Here is a 25,412-nt window from a genome sequence, read left to right as displayed (position 1 = left end):
ACTGTCGGCGTGACCCAGCCTCCGAACACCCCGCCGCCGCCCGCCGGGCCCCCGCCCGCGGGCGGCGGCTTCGCGCCGCCCACCGGCCCGCAGGGGTACGCGCCGCCGGCGCAGCACGTCCCACCCACGTACGCCGGGATTCCGGCCTACCCGGGCCCCGGCCCCGGCTGGGCGCCGCACCCGGGCTACCCGCACCCGGGCTACCCGCACCCCGGCCATCAGCATCCGGGCTATTCGCCTCCGCCGCTGGCGCCGAACGGCCAGCCGCTGGCCAGCTTCACCGACCGGCTGCTCGCCTGGCTGATCGACACCGCCGTGGCCAGCCTGCTGGCCATGGTGCTCTTCATCCCGTTCTTCGCCTGGATCTGGTACCGCATGTTCACCGACATGCTGAAGGTCAACCCGGACGGGACGATGGCCGAGCCCGACCCGGCGCGGATGATGAGCGACTTCATCGTCCCGCTGCTGCTCGCCGAGGCCGGGCTGCTCCTGGTCCTCTTCGTCTTCTACTGGCTCTACCACGTCGAGTACGCCCACCGGACCGGGCAGACGCTCGGCAAGAAGGCCATGAACATCCGGATCGTCCCGGTCGACCCGACGCGGACGCTGACCCGGGGCATGGCGGGCAAGCGGTACCTGATCGAGTTCGTCGCCGGCTCGCTGGTTCCCTTCCTCAACTACGTCGACGGGTTCTGGCAGCTCTGGGACAAGCCCTGGCAGCAGTGCCTGCATGACAAGTTCGCCGGCACCGTCGTCGTTAAGGTTGCTCCGTGACTGTGCAACCTGGCTGGTACGTCGACCCCGCCGAGCCCGAGACCAGACGTTACTGGGACGGCGAGGGGTGGATCGGCGCGCCGATCCCGGTCGAGGCCACCCCGCCCGAGGGCCCACCGCCGGCCGAACCGGCCCCGGCGGCCCCGCCGTCCCCGGCCCCCGCGCCCGTCGGTCCCGGTCACGGCCCGCCGCACCCCGGTCACCCGGGCGCGGCGCAGCCCGGCCCAGGGCATTGGCCGGGCCCGGGGTATGCCCCCGGACCGGGGCACCGGCAGGGGCCGCCGCCCGGCTGGCCGTACCCGACCTGGCCGGGACGGCCGCCGGAGCCGCGCCCGCACGGGCTGCCGCTCGCCTCGTACGGCACCCGACTGGTCGCCCGCCTGATCGACTTCGGCATCCTGTTCCTGCTCAACGTCGCAGTGAACGGCTGGTTCGTCTGGCGCCTCATCGCTGAGGTCGCTCCCTTCTGGCAAGAGGTCTGGCGACGGGCTGAGACGGGTGACACCACACCGCCACCGCCCGCCGGCGCGCACACCGACGGGCTGTGGCTCGCCATCGTGCTGATCGCCGCCGCGCTCTGGTTCGCCTACGAGGTGCCGGCGATGGCCTCCAGCGGGCAGACCTTCGGCAAGCGGGTGATGCGGGTCCGGGCGGTGCCGATCGAGGCCGACCAGCCACTCGGCTTCGGACGGGCGACCCGGCGGTGGAGCACCCTCGGCGGCCTGCCCACCCTGCTCTGGTACTGCGCCGGCTTCGGGTTGCTGCTCCAGTTCGTCGACGCGGTGTCCCCGCTCTTCGACCACCCGCTGCGCCAGGCGCTGCACGACAAACGTGCGCAGACCGTGGTGGTGCAGGTGCCCCGCGCCACGCCCGACACCCGTACCGCCCCGCGCGACCGCGCCAACCACCCGGGAGACACCCCATGACCGACACCGGACGTCACCAGCCGCCGCTGCGGCTGACCCGCGCCGACCTCGACGCGCTGCCCAACTACGTGCCCGGCCGGAGCCCGGCCGACCTGGCCCGCGAGCTGGGTCTGCCCGAGGCGATCAAGCTGGCCAGCAACGAGGTGCCGTACGGCCCGCTGCCCGGCGTGGTGGAGGCGGTCGCCGAGGCGGCGGCCGGTTCGCACCGCTACCCGGACATGGGTGTGGTGGCGCTGCGCCAGGCCCTGGCCGAGCGGTACGGCGTGGACGCCGGCCGGATCGCCACCGGCTGCGGCTCGGTGGCGCTGGCCGAGCACCTGGTCCGGGCCACCTGCCTCCCCGGCGACGAGCTGCTCTACTCGTGGCGGTCGTTCGAGGCGTACCCGATCATCGCGGCGACCAGCGGCGCGACCAGCGTGCGGGTGCCCAACGACGCCGGGCACGGCCACGACCTGGCCTCGATGGCCACGGCCGTGACCGACCGGACCCGGATGATCCTGGTCTGCAACCCGAACAACCCGACCGGCACGGCCGTCCGCAAGGCCGAGCTGGACCGCTTCCTCGACGCGGTGCCCGACGACGTGCTGGTGGTGATCGACGAGGCGTACCGGGAGTTCGTCACCGACCCCGAGGTGCCGGACGGCCTCACCTACCTGGACCGGCCCAACATCGTCGTGCTGCGCACCCTCTCCAAGGCGTGGGGCCTGGCCGGGCTGCGGATCGGCTTCCTCGTCGCCGCCCCGGAGGTGGCCGCCGCCGTCCGCAAGGTGGTGACGCCCTTCTCCACCAGCATGGCCGCCCAGGCCGGCGCGCTGGCCGCGCTGGCCCAGGCCGACGAGGTGGAGCGCCGGTGCGCGCTGGTCGTCGCCGAGCGGGACCGGGTCACCGAGGCGCTACGCAAGCTCGTCCCCGACGTGCCGGCCAGCCAGGCCAACTTCGTCTGGCTGCCGCTGGGCGAGCGGGCGGTGGAGTTCGGCCAGGCGTGCGAGGCCCGCGGGGTGATCGTCCGGCCGTTCGCCGGGGACGGGGTGCGGGTCACCATCGGCACCCCGGCGGAGAACGACGCCTTCCTCGCCGCCGCCGAGTCGGCGCTGGCCTGACCCGGCCGCTGCTCGCCGCGGCCCTACGTCGCGGCGAGCAGCACCGACTCCGCCATCAGGAAGTACGCCTGGTCGTCCGAGTCCGCGGTGGCGTCCTCCCGGAGCCGTTCCAGGGCGAGGTAGCCGTCCGCCGCGTACGCCCGCCCGGGCACCCAGGCCACGCCGTCGTGACCGATGTCCATGGCAAAGCGGGACCGCTGGGCGCCGGTGCTCGGATCGAGGGTGACCAGGTCGTTCCGCTCGGTCAGCAGGTGCACCCGCCCGGGCTGCGCGGCGATGATCCGCACCGGCCCGAGGTCGGCCCGCCGCCACAACTCCTCGCCGGTCCGCGCCGACCGGCCGGTCAGCACCCCGCCGGTGCTGCCGACGACCCGCTCTCCGGCCAGTTCGGCGTCCGGCCCGTCCAGGCCGGGCGCGGCCACCGGCTCGCCCGCGCCGACCAGCCAGCCCCGCTCGGCGTCGTCGCCCGACCCCACGGTCCGCAGCCCCCGGCACTCCGAGTGCCTGTCGACGCAGCCCACCGGGGTCACCACCAGCTCGTCCGCGCCGCCCGGCGGGCGCCAGCGGGTGCGGACCGCCCCGGTCGCCGCGTCCCGGAACTCGACCGCCGCCGGGCCCGCGCAGCCGTCGACCGCGATCAGCTCGCCGGTCGCGGTGGTCCCCACGTCGGTACGGCAGCCGGACTGCACGTCGGCCTCCCAGAGCTGCCCCCGGCCGGCCAGGTCGTATCCGACCAGCCGGCGCGCGCCGACGACCACCAGCACCTCGCGGCCGTCCCCGGTCCGGGTGACGTGCAGGCCGTTCGGGTCCCAGACGGTGCTCGCGCCGGTGCGGCGCGGCTTCACGACGGCCCCCGGCTCCGGCCCGTCGGCCCGCCAGGTGACCCGCCCGGTACGGCTGTCCAGTCCGACCAGCGCCCCGTCCGACCAGCGGGTGACCACCATGGTGCCGCTGGCCAGCACGCCGGCCAGCTTCGCCGGCCAGCGGCGGTACGACCAGAAGGGGGTGACCCGGTGCTTCCCGTCGATCGGCTGGTCGGCGTACACCTGCCGGGTGCCGGCGTAGACCCGCAGCCGGCCGTCCACGATCAGCGGCGCCACCGGCAGCCGGCCGATCACCCCCACGGGCGGGGTCGCCGCCGGTGGGTACGCGGCCCGGGCCGGCGTGATCACCTCGGCGGGAGCAAGCACGCGGTAGACGATGGCGGCGACCACCGCGACGGTGAGCACCGCCGCGACCGCCGCCGTGATCCGCCGCCGCCCCTCGGGCAACCCCATGCCGCACCTCCGCCCGGCACCCTACCCAGCGGAACCCCTCACATCCCGGTCAGGTCGAGCCGCCGGGCCCGGTCGGCGGGGGCGGGCGGTCGTCAGGCCGGGCCGGCGGAGCCGCGTCGGCGGCTCAGGCGGTCGTCAGGCCGGGCCGGCGGAGCCGGGTTGGCGGCTCAGGCGGCCTCGGCGGAGGAGGCGGGGGCGACTGCGCGGGCCAGGTCGGCCAGGTCACGCCGGAGGGCGCCCTCGACCGCGCGGGCGGCGAGGCCGCCGAGGATCAGGGCCAGCACCCGGCCGTACGGGGCGGTCGGCACGGCCTCCTGCTCGACGGTGACCTGGGTGCAGCCGCGTCGGCGCCGCTCGACCGTCCGAAGCGTCCAGGTGATCCGGTAGTCCACGCCGGCCCCCGGGGAGCTGAGCACCAGCCGGTGCGGCGCGACGGCCTCCACCACGAGGAACTCCTCGGACTGCTCGTCGCCCCCGGGCCGGAGCCGGGTCTCCCGCCAGGCGGTGCCGGGGGCGAAGGCCCCGGTGCTGAGCACCTCCACCGCGCCGACGGCGGAGAGCCAGCCGGCCCGGGCGGAGAGGTCGGTGAGGAGCCGCCAGACGTCGACGTCCTGCGCTTCGATGAATGCGGTAACCGTCACCGTCGACATGACACCTCCCGTGTCGTCCACGGTACGGCGCGTGAACGGGAACGGGGAGCCCTCGGTGACATTTCCGCCACCGGTGCGCGGTCCCCGGTCGCACAGTGGGTGCGACCGGGGACCGGTGGACGGCGGGTTCAGCGGGCGGGGAGGATCCTGCCGGTGACCTCGCCCAGGGCGATCGTGGTGCCGTCCGGTCCGGGCGCGGTGGCCGTGATGGTGACCGTGTCGCCGTCCTCCAGGAACGTGCGGCTGCCGCCGTCGGCGAACTTGACCGGCTCGGCGCCGCCCCAGGTCAGCTCCAGGAACGAGCCGACCTGGCCACGGTCCGGCCCGGAGACGGTGCCGGAGGCGTAGAGGTCGCCGGTACGCAGCGACGCGCCGTTGACGGTGAGGTGGGCGAGCTGCTGGGCCGGCGTCCAGTACATGGTGGCGAAGGGCGGCTCGCTGACCCGCTCGCCGTTCCACTCGACCGACAGCCTGAGGTCCAGCCCGAGGTGCGGGGTGTCGTGCAGGTACTCCTGCACCGGCGGGTCCTGGTCCGGGGCGGGCACGAAGGCGTCCGCCAGCGCGTCCAGCGGCGTCACCCAGGCCGAGACCGAGGTGGCGAAGGACTTGCCGAGGAACGGGCCGAGCGGCTGGTACTCCCACGCCTGGATGTCGCGGGCGGACCAGTCGTTGACCAGCACCACACCGAAGACGTGGTCGGCGAAGTCGGCCACGGGGACCCGGTCGCCGAGCACGCTCGGCACCCCGACCACGAAGCCGACCTCGGCCTCGATGTCCAGGCGCACGGAGGCGCCGGTGGTCGGGCCCTGCGCGGTGGCCCGCTGCCCGCGGGGGCGCACGACCGGGGTGCCGGAGACCACCACGGTGCCGGCCCGGCCGTGGTAGCCGATCGGCACGTGCTTCCAGTTGGGCAGCAGCGGCGGCTGGCCGGGGCGGAAGATCTGCCCGACGTTGCCCGCGTGGTGCTCGGACGAGTAGAAGTCGACGTAGTCGGCAACCTCGATCGGAAGCAGCAGCTCCACCTCGCGCAGCGGCGCCAGCAGCGGCTCCACCGCCGGACGGTGGGTGGAGTCGGTCAGCAGCTCGGTGATCCGCTGCCGGACGGCGGTCCACTGGGGGCGGCCGAGGGCCATGAAGTCGTTCAGCGTGGGTCGGCCGAGCGCCCCGGCGGCCAGCACCAGACCGGCCGCCTCCGCGCCGGCCAGGTCCAGCACGAAGTCCCCGATCCGTACGCCGATCCGCGGCTCCTGCCCGCCGCGCCGGAACACCCCGTACGGCAGATTCCGCACCCCGTACGGCGAACCGTCCGCACCCGTCACCCAGGTCATTCCTCGTAGCCCCCGTTCACCAGCCCCAGCCGGATCAGATCGGTCAGTGGTTCCTCAATGCTGCACGAGCCGTACCCGATCCAGAGCGGACGCCCCGCGTCGCGGTCGGCCCGCGCGCGCTCGGCCAGCCGGACCGGGTCGGTGGCGGCGAGCAGTTCGGCCACCGCGTCCACCTCGGCGCCGTCGCTGGCGGCGAGCGCGGCGGCGAGCACGTTGACGAAGCCGTGGTGGGTGAAGCCGGTCTCCGGGTCGCGGTGTCGCACCGCGTGGTGCAGCCCGGCGGTCAGCTTGAACGGCAGCTCCCGGTCCCGGCAGGCGGAGATCACCGCGGCCAGCTCGATCGGCGTCGGGAAGAGCTCGGCGGCCAGCCCGCCGGTGCGGAACTTCGCCGCGACCGGTAGCCCGTCGGCCCGCGCCTCGGCGACCGCGTCCAGCGCCCCCATCAGCCCGAAGGTCAGCGGGATCTCGGCGTGGACGGGGATGCCGCCCAGCCGCTCGGCGAGCTTGACCAGCTCGGCCAGGCCTGGCTGCGGGTCCTCGCCGCGCTTGGCGACGGCCGCCTCGACCTGCCGGACGGTGATCCGGGGGTCGGCTTCGGCGAGCGCCGCGTCGAGCTGGCCGATCGGCACGTCGGCGATGACGCCGACCGCCATCGGCTCGTCCGGGTCGAGCAGGTCGGGCAGCTCCGGCAGGGTCGAGGCGGGCAGCAGCAGCGGGCCGACCAGGTCGGCGTACCAGGCGGTGCGGTGCCGCCGGTGGGCGACCACCGCGTCGGGCAGCGCGGCGCTGCCGGGCGGGAAGACGGCGGCGTCGTCGACGAGACCGGCGAAGAGGCGGGGCACCTGCGTTGACACGAGACAAGAATTTACGGGACGCTACAAGGAACGGACAACCGCGTCCGATTATCGGACGTCACCGGCCGGAGAACGGGACATAACGGGAGGCGAAATGCCGTACTACCGCAGCGTCGGTGAGGTGCCCCGCAAGCGCCACACCCAGTTCCGCCAGCCCGACGGCGGCCTCTACGCCGAGGAGCTGGTCGGCCAGGAAGGCTTCTCCTCCGACTCGTCCCTGCTCTACCACCGGCACGCGCCGACCGCGATCGTCGCCGCCGAGGAGTTCACCCCGCCCGCCTTCGCCCGAGTGCCCAACCTGCCGCTCAAGCCGCGCCACCTGCGCACCCACAAGCTCGACGGGACCGGCGCGGACCCGGTGCTCGGCCGGCAGTACCTGCTCGCCAACGACGACGTCCGGATCGCGTACGTGCTGGCCGACCGGCCATCCCCGCTGTTCCGCGACGCCACCGGCGACCACTGCCTCTACCTGGAGTCCGGCTCGCTGCGGGTGGAGTCCCCGTTCGGCGTGCTGGAGGCGGTGGCCGGCGACTACGTCATCATCCCCACCTCGACCATCCACCGGCTGGTGCCCACCGGCGACGAGCCGACCCGGCTGCTCGCCGTCGAGGCGGCCGGTCACATCGGCCCGCCCAAGCGCTACCTCTCGGTCCGCGGCCAGTTCCTGGAACACTCGCCGTACTGCGAGCGGGACGTCCGGGGACCGGACGCGCCGCTGCTGGTCGACGACACCGACGTCGAGGTGCTGGTCCGGCACCGTCGCGGTTGGACGAGGTACGTCTACGCCCACCACCCGTTCGACGTGGTCGGCTGGGACGGGCACATGTACCCGTGGGCCTTCTCCATCCACGACTTCGAGCCCATCACCGGGCGCATCCACCAGCCACCGCCCGTGCACCAGACCTTCCAGGGCCCGAACTTCGTGATCTGCTCGTTCGTGCCCCGCAAGGTGGACTACCACCCGGACGCCATCCCGGTGCCGTACAACCACCACAACGTCGACTCCGACGAGATGCTCTTCTACACCGGCGGCAACTACGAGGCCCGGCGCGGCTCCGGCATCGAGCAGGGCTCGATCTCGCTGCACCCGTCCGGCTTCACCCACGGCCCTCAGCCGGGGGCCGCCGAGCGCTCGATCGGCGTCGACTTCTTCGACGAGCTGGCCGTCATGGTCGACACCTTCCGGCCACTGGACCTCTGCGACGCGGCGTCGGCGTGCGAGGACTCCGGCTACGCCTGGACCTGGGCCCGTCGTCCTTAGTTGCGCTGGGGGTTTTCGCCGGGCGGACACCGACCGGCACAGGGTTTCGCCCGAGCCCGACCGGCGGCGGGATCAAGCCTGACCGCCCGGAGCCCGTCGGGCTCCGGCGAACCCCCCCCACAGCGACCACCGGTCACTTCGAGGAACGGGCGAACACCGCGAACTCGGCCAACGACGCGGCGGCGATCGCGGCGACCAGCGGCCACGGCGTCCCGACCAGTGCGTAGAGCAGGAGCAGCACCGGCCCGGCGGCCACCGCGTAGAGCGCCAACGCCAGCGTCCGGTCGGAGCGGAGCAGGCCGGGCAGGATCGTGCGGAGCAGTCCCGGCACCCGGGTCGAGTGGCGCCACACCACCAGCGCCCCGCCGAGCGCGGCCAGGGCCGCGAAGACCCGGGAGAAGCCCGGTCCGGCCGGGCCCAGGAAGGCGACCAGCACGGTCGCGATCAGCGACCAGCCGGCGCCGTAGAGCACCAGCCGGCGCAGCCCGTCCGCGATCGTACGCCCGGAGTCCGTCCCCGCCGGATCCAGCGCGGCCGCCTCGACCAGGTGCTCCAGCGCCTCGGCGTAGCGGCGCTGCTCCAGCCGGATGACGCCCATGTCGTGCCGGGCCACGGCCAGCTCCGGGTCCAGCCGCAGCGCCTCCCGGTAGGCCCGTTCGGCGAGGTCGTACACCTCCAGCCGGGCCGACACCAGACCGAGCACCAGGTGCGCCTGCGGCTCCTCCGGGGCCAGCTCGACGCCCCGCCAGGCGGCGTTGAGCGCCTGCTGACCGTTGCGCGAGCCGGCCAGGATCGCGGCGGCGCTGCGTTGGGCGTACGCATCGGTCGGGCCGAGCGCCAGGATCTCGTCGGCGGTCCCCGCGGCGGCCTTGAACTCGCTCAGGTCGGCCAGCGCGAACCCGCGCGCGACCAGCGGCGGTACGGCGCCCGGGGCGGCGGCGACGGCCGCGTCGGCGGCGGTGAGCGCCTCGGCGGACCGGTCGGCGGCGAGGTGCACCCGGGCCAGCATGGTCAGGGCCTCGGCGTTCGCCGGGTCCATCGCGATGGCGAAGCCCAGCTCACCGGCGGCCTCGTCGTAGCGGCCCAGCTCGGCGAGGAGCTGCGCGCGCTGGAGGTAGCCGTCGGCGGCGGACTGGTCGGGAGCGGCGTCACTCGACATCCGGCGAGCCTAGTGCGGTGTCCCGGGGCGCCGCCGGGGCGGTCGCGCCCGATCGCCGACCGGCAGCGCACCGGATCGGACGACGAGCGGGTCGGCCGGCGGGACTGCCCGGTCAGGCGCTGTGGCACGCCGACCGCGCCGCCGGGCGGCCGCAGGTGCCCAGGCTGCACCAGCGCCGCAGGCCACTCTCGTCCAGGAAGAGCCAGCCGCACCGCTCGTCAGGGCAGCTGCGGACGGTGAACCGGCGCGGGTCGGCCAGCAGCTCGGCAGCGCTCCACGCGCTGGCGTGCAGGGGCAACCGGAGCCCGCCGGCGAGGTCGGGCCACCAGCGCCCCCGGCCGTCGGCGTCGCGCCGGAACACCAGCAGCTTCGCGGCGGCCTCCGCGTGCCGGGCGACCGTGTCGAATGCCGGCCGGTCGTCCGGGTCGGTCAGGCAGGCGTACAGCGCGGTCCGCAGCCGCCGGGTCTCGGTGAGCACCGCGTCGGCCTGGTCGGGGTCCCGCCGACCCAGATGCAGGAGCCGGTTCACCGAGACGTCGTCGATCAGGCCGACGTGGCCCGCCCACACGGCCAGCGTGCGGTAGCCGCGCAGCCACTCCGCGCCGGGCAGCGGCGGTTCGTGTCCCCACCCGGCGAACGTGTTGCAGAAGTCCAGCGCGGGGTGACCCCCGACGCTCCACGGCAGGCTCTCGTCGCGTACCCGCACCTCGTACACCGGCCGCCCCGGCCGGTCGAGCCGGTCGTCACCGCGGAGGATCCGGCGGTGCACCTCCCGCAGCCGCGGCCCCGGTTCGACGCCCAGCTCGGCCACGAGCAGCTCCCGGGTGGTCCGGTACAGCCGCAGCGCGTCGGCCTGCCGGGCGCCCCGGTACAGGGCGGTCATCAGGGTGGCGACGAGCTGTTCCCGGGTGGGGTGCCGGGCGGCCAGGGGCACCAGCTCGGCGATCGCCCGGGCGTGCTGGCCGAGCGCGAGCTGCGCCTCGGCGCGCAGCTCGACGGCGACCAGCCGGAGCTCCTCGACCGTCCCCTGCAGCCGGTCGCGCAGCTCGTCGTCGGCCGCGTCGGCGAGCAGCGGTCCCCGGCAGAGCGCCAGCCCCCGGTCGAGCAGCCGCACCCGCTCGGCGGGATCGGCGGCGGCGCTGGCCCGCCGGACGAGGTCGCCGAACTCCTCGACGTCGATCCGGTGCCCGTCGGCCTCGACGAGGTACCCGTGGCCGCGGGTGCTGATCCGCACCTCGTACGGCGTCAGCGACCCCCGCAACCGGCCGATGTACGTCTGCACCGCACCGCGGGCCGAGGCCGGCGGGCTGCCGTTCCAGAGCAGGTCGATGAGGCGGTCCGTGGTGACCACGCGTCCCGCGTCGAGCAGCAGGACACCGAGGAGGCAGCGCTCCTGGCGTCGGCTTCCGATCTCGACGGGGTGACCCTCGTGACGAGCCTCGAAGGGTCCGAGCAGGCGGAACTCCATACCAGTCAGGACAGCCTGGCCCGCGCCGACGGTTGTCGGGACCGGTGACCGAATGGTGGGTCCCGCGGCGAACGGCGTGGTGAGTGGCGGCGTCGGGTGCTCACCGGGGAGGTCGCACGGTGAGCGGGTGGTGAGTGCCGCCGGTGATCCTGGTCCGGCCCTGACCACCGGCACGGATGGAGTGATCATGCGTTTCAGGATGAGTGCCGCACTGGCGTCGGTCGTGGCCGCTGTCGTCGCGGCCGTTCCCGGCCCGGCGTCCGCGGCGAGCGGTGACATCGCGCCGGGCGCGTGGGAGCCGGCCCCGCAGGCGGGGTTCGAGCTGCCCGCCGGGGCGCGCTGCGACTTCGCCGTACGGGTGGAGCCGATCGTGGACGAGGTGCGGAAGCTGACGTTGTCGACGTACCCGGACGGCTCGCCGAAGCGGGAGCTGTTCACCGGAGCCCTGATCGACAGGGTGACGAACCTGGAGACCGGGGCCACCTCGACGGCGGACGCGAGCGGCACCTCGCTGGTCGACTACGCCACGGACGGGTCGATGACCTGGTACGTGACCGGGCCGGTGCTGCTCGGCTTCCGGGAGAACGCCGGCTCGCTGCCGAAGGGGCTGTGGATCGTCGACGGGCAGTTCCGGGTGGAGTTCACCCCGACCTTCGAGAAGACGATCACGATGCTGCACGGCACGACCCACAACGTCTGCACCGACGTGGACTGAGCCGCGCGGGCGGGGGCCCGGGGGCCCGGGGGCCCGGGTCCCCGCGTCAGGCCGTCGGCGCTTCGTACACCAGGGCCACCGCGATGCCGGTGAGCCCCTCGCCGCGGCCGGTGAAGCCGAGCCCGTCGGTGGTGGCGGCGGAGACGGTGACCGGGGCGCCGACGGCCTCGGAGAGCACCCGCTGCGCCTCCTCGCGGCGCGGACCGATCTTCGGCCGGTTGCCGACCACCTGGACCGAGACGTTGCCGATCCGAAAGCCGGCCGCGCGGACCCGCCGGGCGCTCTCGGTGAGCAGCGCCACCCCGGGCGCGCCGGCCCACTCGGGCTGATCGACGCCGAAATTCGCGCCCAGGTCGCCGAGACCGGCAGCGGAGAGCAGCGCGTTGCAGGCGGCGTGCGCGGCCACGTCGGCGTCGGAGTGGCCGGCCAGGCCGTCCTGGCCCGGCCAGTGCAGGCCGGCGATCCAGCAGGGCCGGCCGGCTTCGAAGGCGTGCACGTCCGTGCCGATGGCCACCCGAGGAACGATCATGAGCCGAGGGTACGCGTCAGGCCCCGGCCGCCAGCAGGTGCTCGGCGAGGGCCAGGTCGAACGGTCGGGTGATCTTGAGGGCGTGCTCGGAGCCGGGCACGCAGGTCACCGCGACGCCCTGCTTCTCGACCAGGCCGGCGTCGTCGGTCAGCGGGTCACCCGCGGCGGCGTGCGCGGCGGTCAGCACGGAGCGGCGAAAGCCCTGTGGCGTCTGCACGGCCCGCAGCGCGGACCGGTCGACCGTGCCGAGGACCCGCTCGCCGGCGCCGACCTGCTTGATCGTGTCGACCACCGGAAGGACCGGGATCACCGCGTCGTGGCCGGAGCGGACCGCCTCGGCCACCGACTCGACCAGCTCGGGCGGGGTGAGCGCGCGGGCGGCGTCGTGCACCAGGACGATCTCCGGGCCGGCCGGGACGGCGGCCAGCGCGGCGGCCACCGAGGCCTGCCGCTCCGCGCCACCAGGCACCACGGTCACCGGTGCCACCGGGGCGAGCATCGCCCGGACCGACTCGACGTCGGCCGCCGGGGCGGCCACCACGATGGTGTGTACGGACGGGGCGGCGGCGATCCGGCGTACCGCGTGCACCAGCAGCGGCTCGCCGGCGAGCGGCCGGAGGGCCTTGGGCGCGCCCGGGCCGAGGCGTACGCCGGCACCCGCCGCAGGAACGAGGACCGCGACGTCACCGCGCGGATTGAGCTGCGCGGTCACGTCGCGGTCCTCGGATTTCTTTGCTACGGGGTGGGTACGACGATGCTGTGGGGACTAGGCCTCGCCCAGCACCTTGTCGAGCAACGACTCCGCCTCGTCCTTGGTGCTCTTCTCCGCCAGCGCGACCTCGCCGACCAGAATGTCGCGGGCCTTGGCGAGCATGCGCTTCTCGCCCGCGGACAGGCCCCGCTCCCGCTCCCGGCGCCACAGGTCGCGGACGACCTCGGCGACCTTCAGCGGGTTACCGGAGGCCAGCTTCTCCAGATTCGCCTTGTAACGCCGCGACCAGTTGGTCGGCTCCTCGGTGTGCGGTGCACGGAGCACGTCGAAGACCTTGCCCAGGCCCTCTTCGCCGACCACCTCGCGCACACCCACGATCTCGGCGTTCTCGGCGGGCACCCGGACCGTCAGGTCACCCTGCGCGACCCTCAGGACGAGGTACTGCTTAGGCTCGCCCTTGATGACCCGAGTCTCGATTGCCTCGATGAGTGCGGCCCCGTGGTGGGGGTAAACAACGGTCTCGCCGACACTGAAAACCATAGGTTCGAAACCCCTTTCGCTGTGTCTAGGGTAACACGGTCAGGCACCGATGTCTCACCGCTGTCCTGACCGTTGGCGCAGCTCAGGGGCCCTGTGAGAGGTATTTCTTCAGCTTGACAGGCGGTCAAACCGACGGTTTCAACACGCTCCGTGACCAACGGATGACAACCCGGTACGGGGGAAGCGGAGCGTCGATATCTAGGGCGATGCGCTCCTCCCATGGTATCCCGCCGATCCGAGCTACGCCCAGGTGTAGCGGTACGCCGGTCGGTGCGGGACGCTGGAGGTTGACGCGACGTCCGCTCACCGCGACGGTTCCTGGGGGGTCCGATGGGCATCCCTGACGCAGAAGACCACGGGCCACCGGACGGGCTGCCCGACCTGCCCCCCGAGTGGGGTCGGGTGGTCGTACCGGACGACGCCTCCGCGCTCGCCGAGGAGGCCCGCCAGCTCCGCCGCGAGCTGCGCCGGTCCCGGCGACGGGCCACCTGGCGCCGCCGGCTCGGTCTGACCCCCCGCGCCGACGGCCGGCCTCCGCTCGGCCTGCCGGTGCTGATCCTGCTGGTCGCCGTGCTGACCACCCTCGGCGGGCTGGCCGCAGTCACCTGGCCCCGGTCGTCCCGCTCCGGCGCGAGCCCGACGGTGATCCCGTACCCGGCGGCGACCCCGGCCAAGGTCGGCCCGCTCCCCGCGCTGGACCTGGTCGACGCCGAGGACTCCCCGGTGCCGCTGCGCGCCCTGCTGCCGGCGGTGATCCTGCTCGTCGACGCCTGCACCTGCGCCGACCAGGTGGCGGCCGCGGCCGGCGCCGTGCCGCCCGGCGTCAGCCTGGTCACCGTGGCCGGCGGTCGGAGCGTGCGCCCCGCCCCCTCGGCGGCGGGAGCGCCGGTACGCGCCCTGGCCGATCCGGCCGGCGGCCTGCGCGCCTATCTTCACCAGCCCGCGCGTCCCGGCGCGGCGACCGTGCTGCTGGTGGACCGGGACGGCGCGGTGGTCCGCGTGTTGCCGGTGCTGAACAGCATCGAGGAATACCGCGCCGACCTGGCCCGCCTCGCCGGCTGACCGGCGGCTCAAAACAGGGCCGTGGTCGAAACCGGAGAAGGAAACCATCAGCCTCCCGCTGCCGGCGCAGCCGGCCACCAGCTGACTGCCGGCCGCAGACCGGGGACGCCTCGTTCCAGCAGGGCGGCGTACAGGGTCAGGCCGGGGCCGAAGGCGAGCATCACGATCCGCTCCGGCGGCGCCGGTGCCCGCAGCAACCGGTCCAGGATCAGCAGCACCGTCGGCGAGGAGCAGTTGCCGTGCTCGTCCAGGGTGGCCCGGGAGGCGGCCAGCGCCTCCGGCGGCAGCGCCAGCTCCCGTTCCACCACGTTGAGGATGCGGGGGCCACCCGGGTGCACCGCCCAGCCGTCCACCTCGGACAACGTCCGGCCGTGCCGGGCGAGCAGGCCGTCGACCAGGCCCCGGACGTGGTGCGAGAGCACCTGCGGGACCTTCGGCGACAACCCCATCCGGAAGCCGGTGTCCGTCACGTCCCAGGTCATGTGATCGGCGGTCGAGGTGTCGGTGACCGAGGCGACCTCGCGCAGCGCGTACCCCCGGTCGCCGGGGACCACCACCGCGGCGACCGCGGCGTCCGAGAAGAGGGCGTGCGAGACGATCTGCTGGGTGTCCACCCGCGCGCCGGCGGGCTGGATGTGCAGGCTGGTCAGCTCGGCGCAGAGCAGCAGCGCCGGCCGCCCCCGGGCGGTGACGAAGTCGCCGGCCGCGCCGAGCCCCGGCAGGGCCGCGTAGCAGCCCATGTGCCCGACGAACATCCGCTGGGTGTCCGGGGCCATGCCCAGGTCCCGGGCGAGCAGGATGTCCAGCCCCGGCGTCGCGTACCCGGTGCAGGAGCAGACCACGAAGAGGCCGACGTCCCCGGCGTCCAGGCCGGCCGAGGTGAGCGCCCGGCCCACCGCCTCCTTGCCCAGCGGCAGGGCCTCCACCTGGTAGCGCCGCATCCGGCGCTCGGTCGGCCAGTCCGAGACGTCCTCCAGCAACGGGTTGACCGCCGCCTGCCGGCGGGACACCCCCGAGTTGGCGAAGATCCGCTCGGCCAGCGCCCGTGTGGTGCCGGAGAAGTGCTTCGCGAAGAAGCCCTCCCAGAGCTCGTCCTGCGCGGCGGGCGGCGGCTGCGCCGTACCCAGACCCGCGATCACCGGCACGGCCATGACCCCCACCCTTCGTCGTGGTGCTCGTGAACCCTCAACCCTCACCAACGATCGCGGTACGTCCGCGATCACGGGGCTCGCAGACCCCTCACCAGCGCGGGGTGGAGCCGTCGCGGTCCGGGTCGCCGCCCAGCGCCGCGATGCCGAGCCAGTCCGCGCAGACGTCCGACGTCGCCGGGTGCAGCGAGCCGCACCGGGCGTCCCGGTAGAGCCGTTCCAGGGGGTGTCCCCGGCGGGTCGCCGAGGTGCCGGCCGCCTCCAGCATGGACGCCGCCACCTCGGCGGCGGTGGTGCCGGCGAGCAGCTTGGCCCGCCACACCCAGCGGTTGGTCTCCGGGTCACCGGGCGCCTCGTCGACCCGGCGGGCCGCCTCGGCGACCACCAGTCCGGCCGCCGCCACCGCCGCGTCGGCCCGACCCAGCCGGGCCCGGACCGCCGGTAGGCCGGCGAGGTTGCGGGCGTTCAGGTGCTCGGCGGCGGCGTCGATCGCCGCCCGGGCCACCCCGACGTAGACGGCGGCATAGCTGGCCACCAGCCAGTGCGGCATCAGCTGGGCGACCACCAGGGCCAGCCCCTCGACCCCGCCGAGCAGCCGGTCGGCCGGGACGGTGACGTCCAGGTGCAGGTCGTGCGAGGAGGTGGCGCGCATGCCGAGGGAGTCCCAGGTCGGCTCCACGGTCAACCCGGTGCCGGCCGGCACCAGGAACTGGGAGACCACCGACTGGTCGGCGACGCTGCGGGCGGCCACCAGGTAGCCGTCCGCGTGGCCGGCGCCGGAACAGAACGTCTTGCCGCCCTTGAGGCGCCAGCCACCGTCGACCTGTTCATAGACGGTGCTGAGCTGGGACAACCTGGCGCCCGCGCCGCGTTCGCTCATCGCCACCGCGTACCAGGAGCCTTCGGCCGCCGCGCGGAGCAGCCGGTCCCGGGCCACCAGCGCCTCCTCCGGTACGCCCAGCGCCTCCGCCAGTTCCTCGGTGACCGCGCCGAGCGCGCCGGTGACCGAGGCGTGCATGTTGAACACCAGCGCGGTCGCGCCGTTGCCCCGGGCCAGCTCGGTGGCGACGGCGACGTACTCGGCGAAGGTGGCCCCCGCCCCGCCCAGCTCCCGGGGCACCATCAGCCCGAAGAGCCCGGCCTCCCGCAGGTCGGCGAAGTCGTCGACCGGGAAGGAGCCCGCCCGGTCGTGCTCCGCCGCGCGGGCGGCCAGTCGCGGCGCCAACCGGCGGGCCGCCTCCAGCGCGTGCACAGTCATCCTGCCCCCTTCTCGGCGTCCCCTTTACCCAGGGCGGCCCCGGCTACCCGCCCCGGAGCCCACGACCCTGGTACAGCACGGCAGTGGACCGGGTCGGCACGATCCGGGGTTCGCGACCCGCGTCCGTCCCCACCGGACGGCCGGCGGATCCGCCGCGCGTCCGCCGGAGCAGCCAGCCCAGCGTGCCCCGCAGCTCCGGGCGGATGCCGCGCAACCGCAGCTCGACACCGTGCTTCGCGCACTCGGCGACCAGCGCACGGGCGTCCACGAACAACCGTGGATCGTGGATGCCGCGCGGCACGGTGGGCAGCCGCTCGCCGATCTCCACCGCGACGAGCCGGGCCAGCGCCGTGTCGTTGAGGGTGTCCAGCACCAGCAGGCCACCCGGGCGCAGCAGCCGGCACGCCTCGGCGACCGCGCGCCGCCAGTCCGGCACGTGCTCCAGCAGCTCGCCGGCGGAGACCACGTCGGCGCAGCCGTCGGCCAGCGGGACGGCGGTGGCGTCGGCGTTGACGACCGTCACCCCGTGCGCGGCGGCCTGCGCCAGGGCGGACCGGGTGAGGTCCAGCCCGACGTGCCGGTAGCCCTTGCCCGCCAGGTGCGGCGCGAGCAGCCCGGCGCCGCAGCCCAGGTCGACCAGGAGCGCGCCCGGCCGGGACGCCGGTGGGACGAGTGCGGCCCGGGCCCGGGCCAGCCAGTGCAGCATCGCGAACACGCCGTCCGGCCGCCACCACTCGCCGGCCAGGTCGTCGTACTGCCGGGAGTCGTTGGGCGGCAGCACCCGGGGTGGGGTGGACACCGGGGCCGCGTCTCGCATGGACCGAGCGTGGCACGACTGCCCGGTAACGACCAGACTTCCCTCATGTCGTCAACGGTGCTAGGGCTGGTCAGGGCAAGCCACCCGGAGCCCGCCGCGGCGGTGACCACGGTGGCGGGGCTGCTGGCGTGGGGGGTCGGGCACCGGCCGGCCGGCGTCGCCGCCGTGGTGCTCACCGTGCTGGCCAGCCAGCTCGCCGTCGGCTGGAGCAACGACGCGCTCGACGCCGACCGGGACGCCACGGTGGGGCGTACCGACAAGCCGGTGGCCACCGGCGCGCTCCGGCGGCGCACCGCGGGCCTCGCCGCGGTGCTGGCCGCCCTGGCCACCCCGGTGCTGGCGCTGACCACGAGCCCGGTCGCGGCGCTCTGGGCCACCGTCGGCCTGCTCTCCGCCCTGCTCTACGACTGGCCGCTGAAGTCGACCCCGGTCTCGGTGCTGCCGTACGCGGTCTCCTTCGGGTCGCTGCCGGCCTTCGTGGTGCTGGCGCTGCCCGGCACGCCGGCACCGCCAGTCTGGCTGGTCGCCGCCGCGGCCTGCCTCGGCGCCGGGGCACACTTCGCCAACGTGCTGCCCGACCTGGCCGACGACGCCCGGACCGGGGTGCGCGGCCTGCCGCACCGGCTCGGTCCGGCGGGCAGCCGGGCGGCCGCTGCCGGGCTCCTCCTCACGGCGACCGTCGCGCTGGTCTTCGGGCCGCCCGGGCCGCCGTCGTGGGCCGGGCTGTCGGCGGTCGCCGCCGCCGTGCTGGTGCCGGCCCTCGGCGGGTACCGCGGACGGGCCGCGGCCCGGGCCGGTGGCCGGCCGGTGGCCGCCTTCCGGGCGGTGATGCTGGTGGCGCTGATCGACGTGGTCCTGCTGGTGGCGAGCGGCCGGGTGGTCTGACACTCCCCAGGGAAGGTGGCATTACCGGGTCGGCGTGCGGCCCTCGATCAGCCCCAACTACCCTGGAGCGCGGTCTGCGCGGGTATGGCCACCGTGCCCGGGGTACGGCCGGGTGGGGATCGTGACGAGGAGGACCGACGTGACGCGCTCGATCAGGGGTTCCGGACGGGCGGCCCTGCTGCTGGCCGGCACGGCGGCGGCGGCGAGTCTGCTGCTGTCCGGGTGTGGCGCCGGCCAGGTGGCCGAGACCGCCAAGAAGATCCCGTCGGTCCAGGGCGTGAGCGTCCAGACTCCCGACAACCTGTTCAAGGTGCGCGGCCTCTACGTGCAGTACCCGGGCGTCGAGGGGTACCAGGCGGGCGGCAACGCCGCGCTGAACGTCGTGATCTACAACGACAGCCAGGCCCCGGTCACCGTCACCGTCACCACGGACAGCGCCCGCGAGATCCTGCTCGTCGGTTCGACCACGGCCGGCGCCCAGGCGCGCCCGAGCGGGTCGCCGACCGAGCCCGCCTCCGCGTCGCCGACCGCGACCGACCCCAGCGCCTCGCCGAGCCAGTCGGTCGGGGCCAGCGGGTCCGCCTCGGCCAGCCCGTCGGCCCCGGCGAGCGAGCCGGCCCCGGCCGGCCAGCCGGCCCGGCTGGAGATCCCGGCCCTCGGCTACGCCCAGCTCACCGCCGCCGGTGGCCAGCGCCTCCAGCTCGTCGGGCTGAACGAGAAGCTGCTCGCCGGCCAGCAGGTCAACCTGGTCTTCGACTTCGGCAACGGCCGGACGATCAAGACCGCGGCCCCGATCGGCGTCCCGCTGACCCCGGCCGCGCCGGTCGCGCCGATCATCACCCGCGAGGGTGGCACCGGCGAGGAGGGCGGCACCGAGGCCGGCCACGGCGGCTGACCCGGCCAGCAGCTGTCGACGGCACCGTCGGTGTGGTGACCACCACGCCGGCGGTGTTTTCGTCTCCGGCTGGGTTTTCGTCCTACCGGCCGGTTAGCGTCCTGGGGTGACCGCGTCCCGTTCGACCTCCCCCCGCGCGTCCACCACCGGCCGGAGCCGGGCCTCGGCCCGCGAGCCGCGACCGGCCTACGAGTGCGACGCCTGCGGCCACCAGCCGCCGAAGTGGGTCGGGCGCTGCCCGGAGTGCGGCGAGTGGGGCTCGGTGGTCGAGTGCACGGTCAGCGGCCCGCTGGTCTCCGGCCGGGTGGTCAGCTCCCGGATGCCCGCCGAGCCGGCCCGGCCGATCGCCACCATCAGCGCCGCCCCGGCCCGGGCCCGGCCGACCGGGGTCAGCGAGCTGGACCGCGTCCTCGGCGGCGGCCTCGTCCCCGGCGCGGTCGTGCTGCTCGCCGGCGAGCCCGGGGTGGGCAAGTCGACGCTGCTGCTCGACGTCGCCCAGCAGTGGGCGGCCGGCGCGGGCAGCCCGTCGCTGGTGGTCAGCGGCGAGGAGTCGGTCAGCCAGGTGCGGCTGCGCGCCGAGCGGATGGGCACCCTGCACGACCAGCTCTACCTGGCCGCCGAGAGCGACCTGTCGGCCGTGCTCGGCCACCTCGACGCGGTCAAGCCCGGGCTGCTGGTGCTCGACTCGGTGCAGACCATCTCCACCACCGGCACCGAGGGCGTCCCGGGCGGGGTGACCCAGGTCCGCGCCGTCACCGCCGCCCTGGTCGCGGTCGCCAAGGAGCGCGGCATCGCCACCGTGCTGGTCGGCCACGTCACCAAGGACGGCCAGGTGGCCGGTCCCCGGGTGCTGGAGCACCTGGTCGACGTGGTGCTGCACTTCGAGGGCGACAAGCACTCCTCGCTGCGGATGGTCCGGGGCGTCAAGAACCGGTTCGGCGCCGCCGACGAGGTGGGCTGCTTCGAGATGCACGAGGGCGGCATCAGCAGCCTGGCCGACCCGTCCGGTCTCTTCCTCACCCGCTACTCCGAGCCGGTGCCGGGCACCTGCGTCACGGTGGCGATGGAAGGGCGGCGGGCCCTGGTGACCGAGGTGCAGGCACTGATCGGCGCGACCGTGGCCGGCTCACCCCGGCGTACGGTCTCCGGGCTGGACGGGGCCCGCCTGGCGATGGTGCTGGCGGTGCTCCAGCGGCGTACCGAGCGGCTGACCCTGCACGACCGGGAGGTCTTCGCCGCGACGGTCGGCGGCATCCGGGTGGTGGAGCCGGCGGCGGATCTGGCCGTCGCGCTCGCGGTGGCGTCCGGCGGGCTCAACCTCGCCATCGCCCCGCACCTGGTGGCGATCGGCGAGGTCGGCCTCACCGGCGAAGTCCGCCGGGTCGGCGCGGTCCCCCGCCGGCTCGCCGAGGCGGCCCGGCTCGGGTTCCGGCTGGCCCTGGTGCCGCCCGGCTGCGGCCCCGGCAGCAGCGGGGTGGCCCCGGACAACATGCGGGTGACCGAGGTCACCGACGTGCGCGCGGCGCTCCAGGCTGCCGCCCGCGCGTCGGCGGAGTGACCCAGGGTGACCGCGCGACGGGACCGGCTGGGCGATATCGGACAGCTCGGCCGACCGGCCGACGGCGGTGGAAGCCGGACATCGTGACACATCACAGTAACCACGAGAGCACCCACCGCACCGCAGTCCGTAGACTGTGCCCGTGCCGATCGACCGCGATGCCACCAAGCCCGCCGCCGCGGCGACGCCGCACGCCCGCACCGGCGCGGTGGGCTCGCCCGCCCGTCCGATCAGCGTCAGCGTGACCGGGAGCGTCGGCGGGGCCGGCGGCGACCCGCTGCGGGCAAATCTCGCTCTCATGGCGCCGGGCACCGCGCTTCGCGACGGGCTCGAGCGGATCCTGCGCGGCCGTACGGGCGCGCTCATCGTCCTCGGCTACGACAAGGTGGTCGACCAGATCTGCACCGGCGGCTTCCCGATGGACGTGGAGTTCTCCGCCACCCGGGTCCGCGAGCTGTGCAAGATGGACGGTGCGGTGGTGCTGTCCAGCGACGGCACCCGGATCGTCCAGGCGGGCGTGCACCTGATGCCCGACCCGTCCATCCCGACGGAGGAGTCCGGCACCCGGCACCGCACCGCCGAGCGGGTGGCCCGGCAGACCGGCTACCCGGTCATCTCGGTCAGCCAGTCGATGCGGATCATCAGCCTCTACGTCAACGGCCAGCGGCACGTGCTGGACGACTCGGCGGCGATCCTCTCCCGCGCCAATCAGGCGCTGGCCACCCTGGAGCGGTACAAGCTGCGCCTGGACGAGGTTTCCGGCACCCTCTCCGCCCTGGAGATCGAGGACCTGGTCACCGTCCGGGACGCGGTGGCCGTGGTGCAGCGGCTGGAGATGGTCCGCCGGATCGCCGACGAGATCGCCGGTTACGTCGTCGAGCTGGGCACCGACGGCCGACTGCTCGCCCTCCAGCTCGACGAGCTGATGGCCGGCGTGGACGCCGACCGCACCCTGGTCATCCGGGACTACCTCCCCACGGGCCGCAAGCCGCGCACCCTCGACGAGGGGCTGGTCGAGCTGGACCTGCTCGGCGCCACCGAGCTGATCGACCTGGTCGCGGTGGCCAAGGCGATCGGCTACCCGTCCGCCTCCGACGCGCTGGACGCGGCGGTCAGCCCGCGCGGCTTCCGGCTGCTGGCCAAGGTGCCCCGGCTCCCGGTGGCGGTGGTCGACCGGCTGGTGGTGCACTTCGGCAGCCTCCAGCGGCTGCTCGGCGCGACCGTGGAGGACCTCCAGGCGGTCGAGGGGGTGGGCGACGCCCGCGCCCGGGGCGTCCGGGAGGGCCTCTCCCGGCTCGCCGAGGCGTCCATCCTGGAGCGGTACGTCTGAGCCGGCCCGTCCGGCCGGCCCGATCGTCGCTCAGCCGGTGATGGTCAGCTTCACCGGCTCGCTGAGCTTGGTGCCCACCCGGGCGAAGAGCTGGTACGTCCCGATCGCCGCGTACGGGCCGGCGGCCACGCCGTTCGCACAGCGGCTGGCGTCCTTCCCGTTCCAGCCCAGCTCGTAGAGGCGCTCGAAGCCGGGCGTGAACGACTGCACGTCGGAGCCCTTGCCGGTGCCGCAGGTGTCGGAGGACCAGACCTTCTCCGCGCCGAACTTGATGAACAGCTCCTGGAGATCCGCCCCGACGTCCCGGCTGCAGGTGCGCTGGGACTTGTTCTTGATCTTCAACTGGAGGTTCACCACGGTGCCCCGCTGAGCGGTCGCCGGCAGGGCCACCGGGGTCACCAGGATCTCCGCGTCCGTGCAGGTGCCGTCGTCGACCACCGGAGCCGCCGGCCCGGCCGGGGCGTCGGTCGTCGCGGTGCCGCCACCCGCCGGCCCGCCGTCCGAGCCGCCGCCGGAATCGCCCGGCGCGGCGGACGGATCACCGGACCGCGGGGTCAGCACCGACCCGGACGGCTCCGGGGTCGCCGCCGGGGCGGAACTCGTCGGCGCCGACCTCGGGGTCGCGCCGGTGTTGCGCCCCGAACCGTTGCAGGAATAGAGCAGGACAATCAGGAAGAGAAGCCCCGCTCCGAGTACGACGGCGCGACGCCGCCAGTACACGGCGGGTTGCAGGGGGCCGACGGTCAGACGCATGATGGTTCACCGTAGCGGCGTACCGCGCGGGGCGGGTGTGCGACGCGCCGGGGCGGCCTCGGCACCCGGTCGGCGTACCACAGTCGACAGCCGGACCGGGCCGATCAGGTCACCGAACGCCACGGCACGCGCGCTGCGGACGACGACGGCCGCCGCTCCCACTCCACGACGCCGACATCGGTATGTCCCGCTGCGGGCGATCGCGCCGCGTCGCGGATCTGAAGTTGAGCACGGCAACGGACAGCGGGCCGGACCGGACCCCGTCGTCACCGTCACGACTCTCCGGTGCCGTCAGAGGTAGACCTTGCGTTGGTAGATGGCGTGCGCGCCGGCGACCCGGTCGAGGAACAGCAGGCCGGCGCAGTGGTCGATCTCGTGCTGGAGCGCCCGCGCCTCGAAGCCGTCGGTCACCAGCCGGACCGGCCGGCCCGTACCGGGCAGGACGCCCTCGACCACCAGCCGGCCGGCCCGCTTCACGTCACCGGTCAGGTCCGGCACCGACATGCAGCCCTCCCGACCGGCCTTCCACCGGCTGGCCTCCACCACCCGGGCGTTGCACAGCACGAAGGTCCCGTGCACGGTGACCGCCTTCGGGTGGCCGGTCACGTCCACGGCGAACACCTGCGCGCTCACCCCCACCTGCGGCGCGGCGAGGCCGACGCAGCCCGGCGAGACGCGCATGGTGGCGACCAGGTCGGCGGCGAGGCGGACCACCTCGTCCGAGGTCGGGTCCACCTCCGGCCCCGGCCGGCTGAGCACCGGGTCGGGGGCGGAGACCACCGGGCGGACGTCGCCCGGCACGGCGAGCGCCTCGGGAGTCCAGCCGTCGAGGCCGACGTACTCCGCCGTCACAGCAGATCCGTGTCCGCCGGGCGGAGGCTGACCCCGACGCCCAGCTCGGCGGCGGTACGCGCGAGCCGGCCGGCCACCTCGTCGGAGCTGCCCGGCGGAAGCTCCACCTCGGCGACCACCACGTAGAGGGACCCGGTCAGCCGGGTGCTCAGGTCGGTGACGTTGGCACCGGCGTCGGCCAGCACCCGGGTCATCGCCGCGACGATGCCCATCCGGTCGGCGCCGTGCACCGCCAGCACGTACGGCTCGCCGGCCGACGCCGTCTCGCCGTCGGGAGTGACCGCGCGTACGGTGGCCAGCAGCTGGCCGTCGGCGGCGAGCGGGGCCAACGCGGCCTCGACATCGGCGGCGGCCGGGCCCACGCAGATCAGCGTCATCGCGAAGTGTCCCCGCAACCGGGTCATCGTGGAGTCGGTGAGGTTCGCGCCGAGCCGGGCGAGCGCCTCGGCGACGTCGGCCACGATGCCCGGCCGGTCCCGGCCGATGACGGTGATCGCGAGCTCGTTCATCCGGACATTCTGCCCCGCCCGCCCGGGGCCGCCGCCGCGCCCCGGCCCGCCCGCCCATCCTGCGGGAATCCAGCCCGTGACATCATCGGCAGCGCGATGTCTGAGCCCACTTTCGCCATCCTGGTCAGCCGGTGGTACCAGGAGAACGCCCGCGACCTGCCGTGGCGCGAGTCCGGCACCAGCGCCTGGGCGATCCTGGTCAGCGAGGTCATGCTCCAGCAGACGCCGGTGGTCCGGGTGCTCCCCGCCTGGGAGGCGTGGCTGGCCCGCTGGCCGGTGCCGGCCGCGCTGGCGCAGGACAGCCCGGCCGAGGCGATCCGGATGTGGGGGCGGCTCGGCTACCCCCGCCGGGCGGTACGGCTGCGCGACTGCGCGGTGGCGATCGTGGAGCGGCACGGCGGCGAGGTGCCGGACCGGCTGGAGCAGTTGCTCGCGCTGCCCGGGGTCGGGACGTACACGGCCCGGGCGGTCGCGGCGTTCGCGTACGGGCAGCGGCACCCCGTGGTGGACACGAACGTCCGCCGGGTGGTCTGCCGGGCGGTCGCCGGGGAACCGGACGCCGGACCGGCGACCCGCCCCGCCGACCTGGTCGCCACCGAGGAACTGTTGCCCGCAGAGCCGGCCGCCGCGGCGCTGGCCAGCGCGGCCTTCATGGAACTCGGTGCGGTGGTCTGCACCGCCCGCTCGCCCCGCTGCGCGGTGTGCCCGGTGGAGTCGGTCTGCGCCTGGCGGGCCTCCGGTCAGGCCGCGCCCGCCGGCCCGACCCGCCGCCCCCAGCGCTACGCCGGCACCGACCGGCAGGTACGCGGCCTGCTCCTGGCGGTGCTGCGGGAGGCCACCGGACCGGTGCCCCGGCAGCGCCTCGATCAGGTCTGGACCGACGACGTGCAGCGGTCCCGGGCGCTCGCCGGGCTGGTCACCGACGGCCTGGTCGAGCCGGTCGCCGGGGCGTCCTTCCGCCTGGCCGGCGACGGCGGCACGCTGCCGGCTCGGGTGCCGCCCGCCGTCTTGTGAGCGCCGACCTCGCCCGGGCCGGGCCAGCCCGGGGACGG

General features: G+C 74.9%; 26 protein-coding genes. 11 read left to right on the top strand and 15 right to left on the bottom strand.

The genetic code is table 11. The annotated features are described in order from the left end of the window. The first annotated feature begins 9 nt into the window (after positions 1–9). From GA0070613_RS11005 to hisC, 3 genes are read left to right on the top strand one after another with little or no spacing between them, the layout of a single operon-like run. Positions 10–774 (top strand): RDD family protein, encoded by a 765-nt coding sequence (locus GA0070613_RS11005; RefSeq protein WP_089012199.1) that lies wholly within the window; start codon positions 10–12, stop codon positions 772–774. Then, the gene (locus GA0070613_RS11000; RefSeq protein ID WP_089012198.1) at positions 771–1,700 is read left to right on the top strand and encodes an RDD family protein; all 930 of its coding nucleotides are present in this window, start codon (positions 771–773) and stop codon (positions 1,698–1,700) included. The genes GA0070613_RS11005 and GA0070613_RS11000 overlap by 4 nt, the downstream gene beginning before the upstream one ends. After that, the gene (gene hisC, locus GA0070613_RS10995; protein ID WP_089012197.1) at positions 1,697–2,800 is read left to right on the top strand and encodes a histidinol-phosphate transaminase; all 1,104 of its coding nucleotides are present in this window, start codon (positions 1,697–1,699) and stop codon (positions 2,798–2,800) included. The genes GA0070613_RS11000 and hisC overlap by 4 nt, the downstream gene beginning before the upstream one ends. Positions 2,801–2,823: 23 nt before the next feature. Here hisC and GA0070613_RS10990 read toward each other — a convergent pair whose 3' ends face one another. From GA0070613_RS10990 to GA0070613_RS10975, 4 genes are all read right to left on the bottom strand, one after another. Beyond that, entirely contained in the window at positions 2,824–4,077 is a 1,254-nt protein-coding gene (locus GA0070613_RS10990; protein ID WP_089012196.1) for an outer membrane protein assembly factor BamB family protein, read from the bottom strand. Positions 4,078–4,244: 167 nt separating this feature from the next. Then, entirely contained in the window at positions 4,245–4,727 is a 483-nt protein-coding gene (locus GA0070613_RS10985; protein ID WP_089012195.1) for an SRPBCC family protein, read from the bottom strand. Positions 4,728–4,855: 128 nt separating this feature from the next. After that, positions 4,856–6,055, bottom strand: a complete 1,200-nt coding sequence (gene fahA, locus GA0070613_RS10980) for a fumarylacetoacetase (RefSeq protein ID WP_089012194.1) — start codon at positions 6,053–6,055, stop codon at positions 4,856–4,858. Further along, entirely contained in the window at positions 6,052–6,909 is an 858-nt protein-coding gene (locus GA0070613_RS10975; protein ID WP_089012193.1) for a hypothetical protein, read from the bottom strand. The genes fahA and GA0070613_RS10975 overlap by 4 nt, the downstream gene beginning before the upstream one ends. 94 nt (positions 6,910–7,003) lie before the next feature. On the opposite strand from GA0070613_RS10975, the gene GA0070613_RS10970 reads away from it, so the two are divergent. After that, on the top strand, positions 7,004–8,170 hold the full coding sequence (locus GA0070613_RS10970; RefSeq protein ID WP_089012192.1) for a homogentisate 1,2-dioxygenase: 1,167 nt from the start codon (positions 7,004–7,006) through the stop codon (positions 8,168–8,170). Between the two features lie 133 nt (positions 8,171–8,303). Here the strand turns inward: GA0070613_RS10970 and GA0070613_RS10965 are convergent, their stop codons facing one another. Both GA0070613_RS10965 and GA0070613_RS10960 read right to left on the bottom strand, forming a co-directional pair. Continuing rightward, positions 8,304–9,329 (bottom strand): tetratricopeptide repeat protein, encoded by a 1,026-nt coding sequence (locus GA0070613_RS10965; RefSeq protein ID WP_089012191.1) that lies wholly within the window; start codon positions 9,327–9,329, stop codon positions 8,304–8,306. A 112-nt stretch (positions 9,330–9,441) separates the two neighbouring features. Beyond that, positions 9,442–10,797: a BTAD domain-containing putative transcriptional regulator gene (locus tag GA0070613_RS10960; RefSeq protein WP_089012190.1), complete on the bottom strand. Its 1,356-nt coding sequence runs from the start codon at positions 10,795–10,797 to the stop codon at positions 9,442–9,444. Between the two features lie 199 nt (positions 10,798–10,996). Between GA0070613_RS10960 and GA0070613_RS10955 the strand changes: the two genes are divergently transcribed. Next, a complete protein-coding gene (locus GA0070613_RS10955; RefSeq protein ID WP_231929748.1) occupies positions 10,997–11,512 on the top strand; it encodes a hypothetical protein in 516 nt (171 codons plus the stop codon). Between the two features lie 46 nt (positions 11,513–11,558). Here the strand turns inward: GA0070613_RS10955 and ispF are convergent, their stop codons facing one another. Genes ispF through GA0070613_RS10940 form a run of 3 tightly spaced genes read right to left on the bottom strand, consistent with a single transcriptional unit; the run spans position 11,559 to position 13,293 of the window. Then, the gene (ispF, locus tag GA0070613_RS10950; protein ID WP_089012189.1) at positions 11,559–12,041 is read right to left on the bottom strand and encodes a 2-C-methyl-D-erythritol 2,4-cyclodiphosphate synthase; all 483 of its coding nucleotides are present in this window, start codon (positions 12,039–12,041) and stop codon (positions 11,559–11,561) included. 16 nt (positions 12,042–12,057) lie between these two features. Continuing rightward, positions 12,058–12,753 carry a 2-C-methyl-D-erythritol 4-phosphate cytidylyltransferase gene (gene ispD, locus GA0070613_RS10945; RefSeq protein WP_089012188.1) on the bottom strand — a complete coding sequence of 232 codons (696 nt, stop codon included), beginning with the start codon at positions 12,751–12,753 and terminating at the stop codon, positions 12,058–12,060. Between the two features lie 54 nt (positions 12,754–12,807). Beyond that, positions 12,808–13,293 carry a CarD family transcriptional regulator gene (locus GA0070613_RS10940; RefSeq protein ID WP_089012187.1) on the bottom strand — a complete coding sequence of 162 codons (486 nt, stop codon included), beginning with the start codon at positions 13,291–13,293 and terminating at the stop codon, positions 12,808–12,810. 330 nt (positions 13,294–13,623) lie between these two features. On the opposite strand from GA0070613_RS10940, the gene GA0070613_RS10935 reads away from it, so the two are divergent. Continuing rightward, positions 13,624–14,355 carry a hypothetical protein gene (locus GA0070613_RS10935; protein WP_089012186.1) on the top strand — a complete coding sequence of 244 codons (732 nt, stop codon included), beginning with the start codon at positions 13,624–13,626 and terminating at the stop codon, positions 14,353–14,355. 47 nt (positions 14,356–14,402) lie between these two features. On the opposite strand, the gene GA0070613_RS10930 is transcribed toward GA0070613_RS10935, so the two are convergent. From GA0070613_RS10930 to GA0070613_RS10920, 3 genes are all read right to left on the bottom strand, one after another. Beyond that, positions 14,403–15,515, bottom strand: a complete 1,113-nt coding sequence (locus GA0070613_RS10930; RefSeq protein WP_089012185.1) for a type III polyketide synthase — start codon at positions 15,513–15,515, stop codon at positions 14,403–14,405. Positions 15,516–15,594: 79 nt separating this feature from the next. After that, positions 15,595–16,761, bottom strand: coding sequence for an acyl-CoA dehydrogenase family protein (locus GA0070613_RS10925; RefSeq protein ID WP_089012184.1), 1,167 nt, complete (start codon positions 16,759–16,761; stop codon positions 15,595–15,597). 43 nt (positions 16,762–16,804) lie between these two features. Beyond that, complete coding sequence (locus GA0070613_RS10920; RefSeq protein WP_089012183.1) at positions 16,805–17,578, bottom strand: methyltransferase domain-containing protein; 774 nt, start codon at positions 17,576–17,578, stop codon at positions 16,805–16,807. A gap of 45 nt (positions 17,579–17,623) precedes the next feature. On the opposite strand from GA0070613_RS10920, the gene GA0070613_RS10915 reads away from it, so the two are divergent. From GA0070613_RS10915 to disA, 4 genes are all read left to right on the top strand, one after another. Then, the gene (locus GA0070613_RS10915; protein ID WP_089012182.1) at positions 17,624–18,463 is read left to right on the top strand and encodes a UbiA family prenyltransferase; all 840 of its coding nucleotides are present in this window, start codon (positions 17,624–17,626) and stop codon (positions 18,461–18,463) included. Positions 18,464–18,602: 139 nt separating this feature from the next. Then, complete coding sequence (locus GA0070613_RS10910; RefSeq protein ID WP_089012181.1) at positions 18,603–19,358, top strand: hypothetical protein; 756 nt, start codon at positions 18,603–18,605, stop codon at positions 19,356–19,358. A gap of 106 nt (positions 19,359–19,464) precedes the next feature. Then, the gene (radA, locus tag GA0070613_RS10905) at positions 19,465–20,916 is read left to right on the top strand and encodes a DNA repair protein RadA (RefSeq protein ID WP_089012180.1); all 1,452 of its coding nucleotides are present in this window, start codon (positions 19,465–19,467) and stop codon (positions 20,914–20,916) included. A gap of 142 nt (positions 20,917–21,058) precedes the next feature. After that, positions 21,059–22,246, top strand: coding sequence for a DNA integrity scanning diadenylate cyclase DisA (disA, locus tag GA0070613_RS10900; protein ID WP_089015883.1), 1,188 nt, complete (start codon positions 21,059–21,061; stop codon positions 22,244–22,246). Positions 22,247–22,276: 30 nt separating this feature from the next. Here disA and GA0070613_RS10895 read toward each other — a convergent pair whose 3' ends face one another. From GA0070613_RS10895 to GA0070613_RS10885, 3 genes are all read right to left on the bottom strand, one after another. Next, positions 22,277–22,999 (bottom strand): hypothetical protein, encoded by a 723-nt coding sequence (locus GA0070613_RS10895; RefSeq protein WP_089012179.1) that lies wholly within the window; start codon positions 22,997–22,999, stop codon positions 22,277–22,279. Between the two features lie 291 nt (positions 23,000–23,290). Continuing rightward, complete coding sequence (locus GA0070613_RS10890; RefSeq protein ID WP_089012178.1) at positions 23,291–23,851, bottom strand: peptide deformylase; 561 nt, start codon at positions 23,849–23,851, stop codon at positions 23,291–23,293. Further along, positions 23,848–24,360: a glycine cleavage system protein R gene (locus GA0070613_RS10885; RefSeq protein WP_089012177.1), complete on the bottom strand. Its 513-nt coding sequence runs from the start codon at positions 24,358–24,360 to the stop codon at positions 23,848–23,850. Before GA0070613_RS10885 ends, GA0070613_RS10890 begins: the two co-directional genes overlap by 4 nt. Positions 24,361–24,456: 96 nt before the next feature. Here GA0070613_RS10885 and GA0070613_RS10880 point away from each other — a divergent pair, with 96 nt between their 5' ends. Then, the gene (locus GA0070613_RS10880; protein ID WP_089012176.1) at positions 24,457–25,374 is read left to right on the top strand and encodes an HhH-GPD family protein; all 918 of its coding nucleotides are present in this window, start codon (positions 24,457–24,459) and stop codon (positions 25,372–25,374) included. Positions 25,375–25,412: the final 38 nt, after the last annotated feature.

This window comes from Micromonospora inositola, from assembly GCF_900090285.1.
GTDB classification, from domain to species: Bacteria; Actinomycetota; Actinomycetes; order Mycobacteriales; family Micromonosporaceae; genus Micromonospora; species Micromonospora inositola.
Note: the sequence above shows the minus strand (reverse complement) of the source record. Positions and strands in the feature narration are given on the sequence as shown.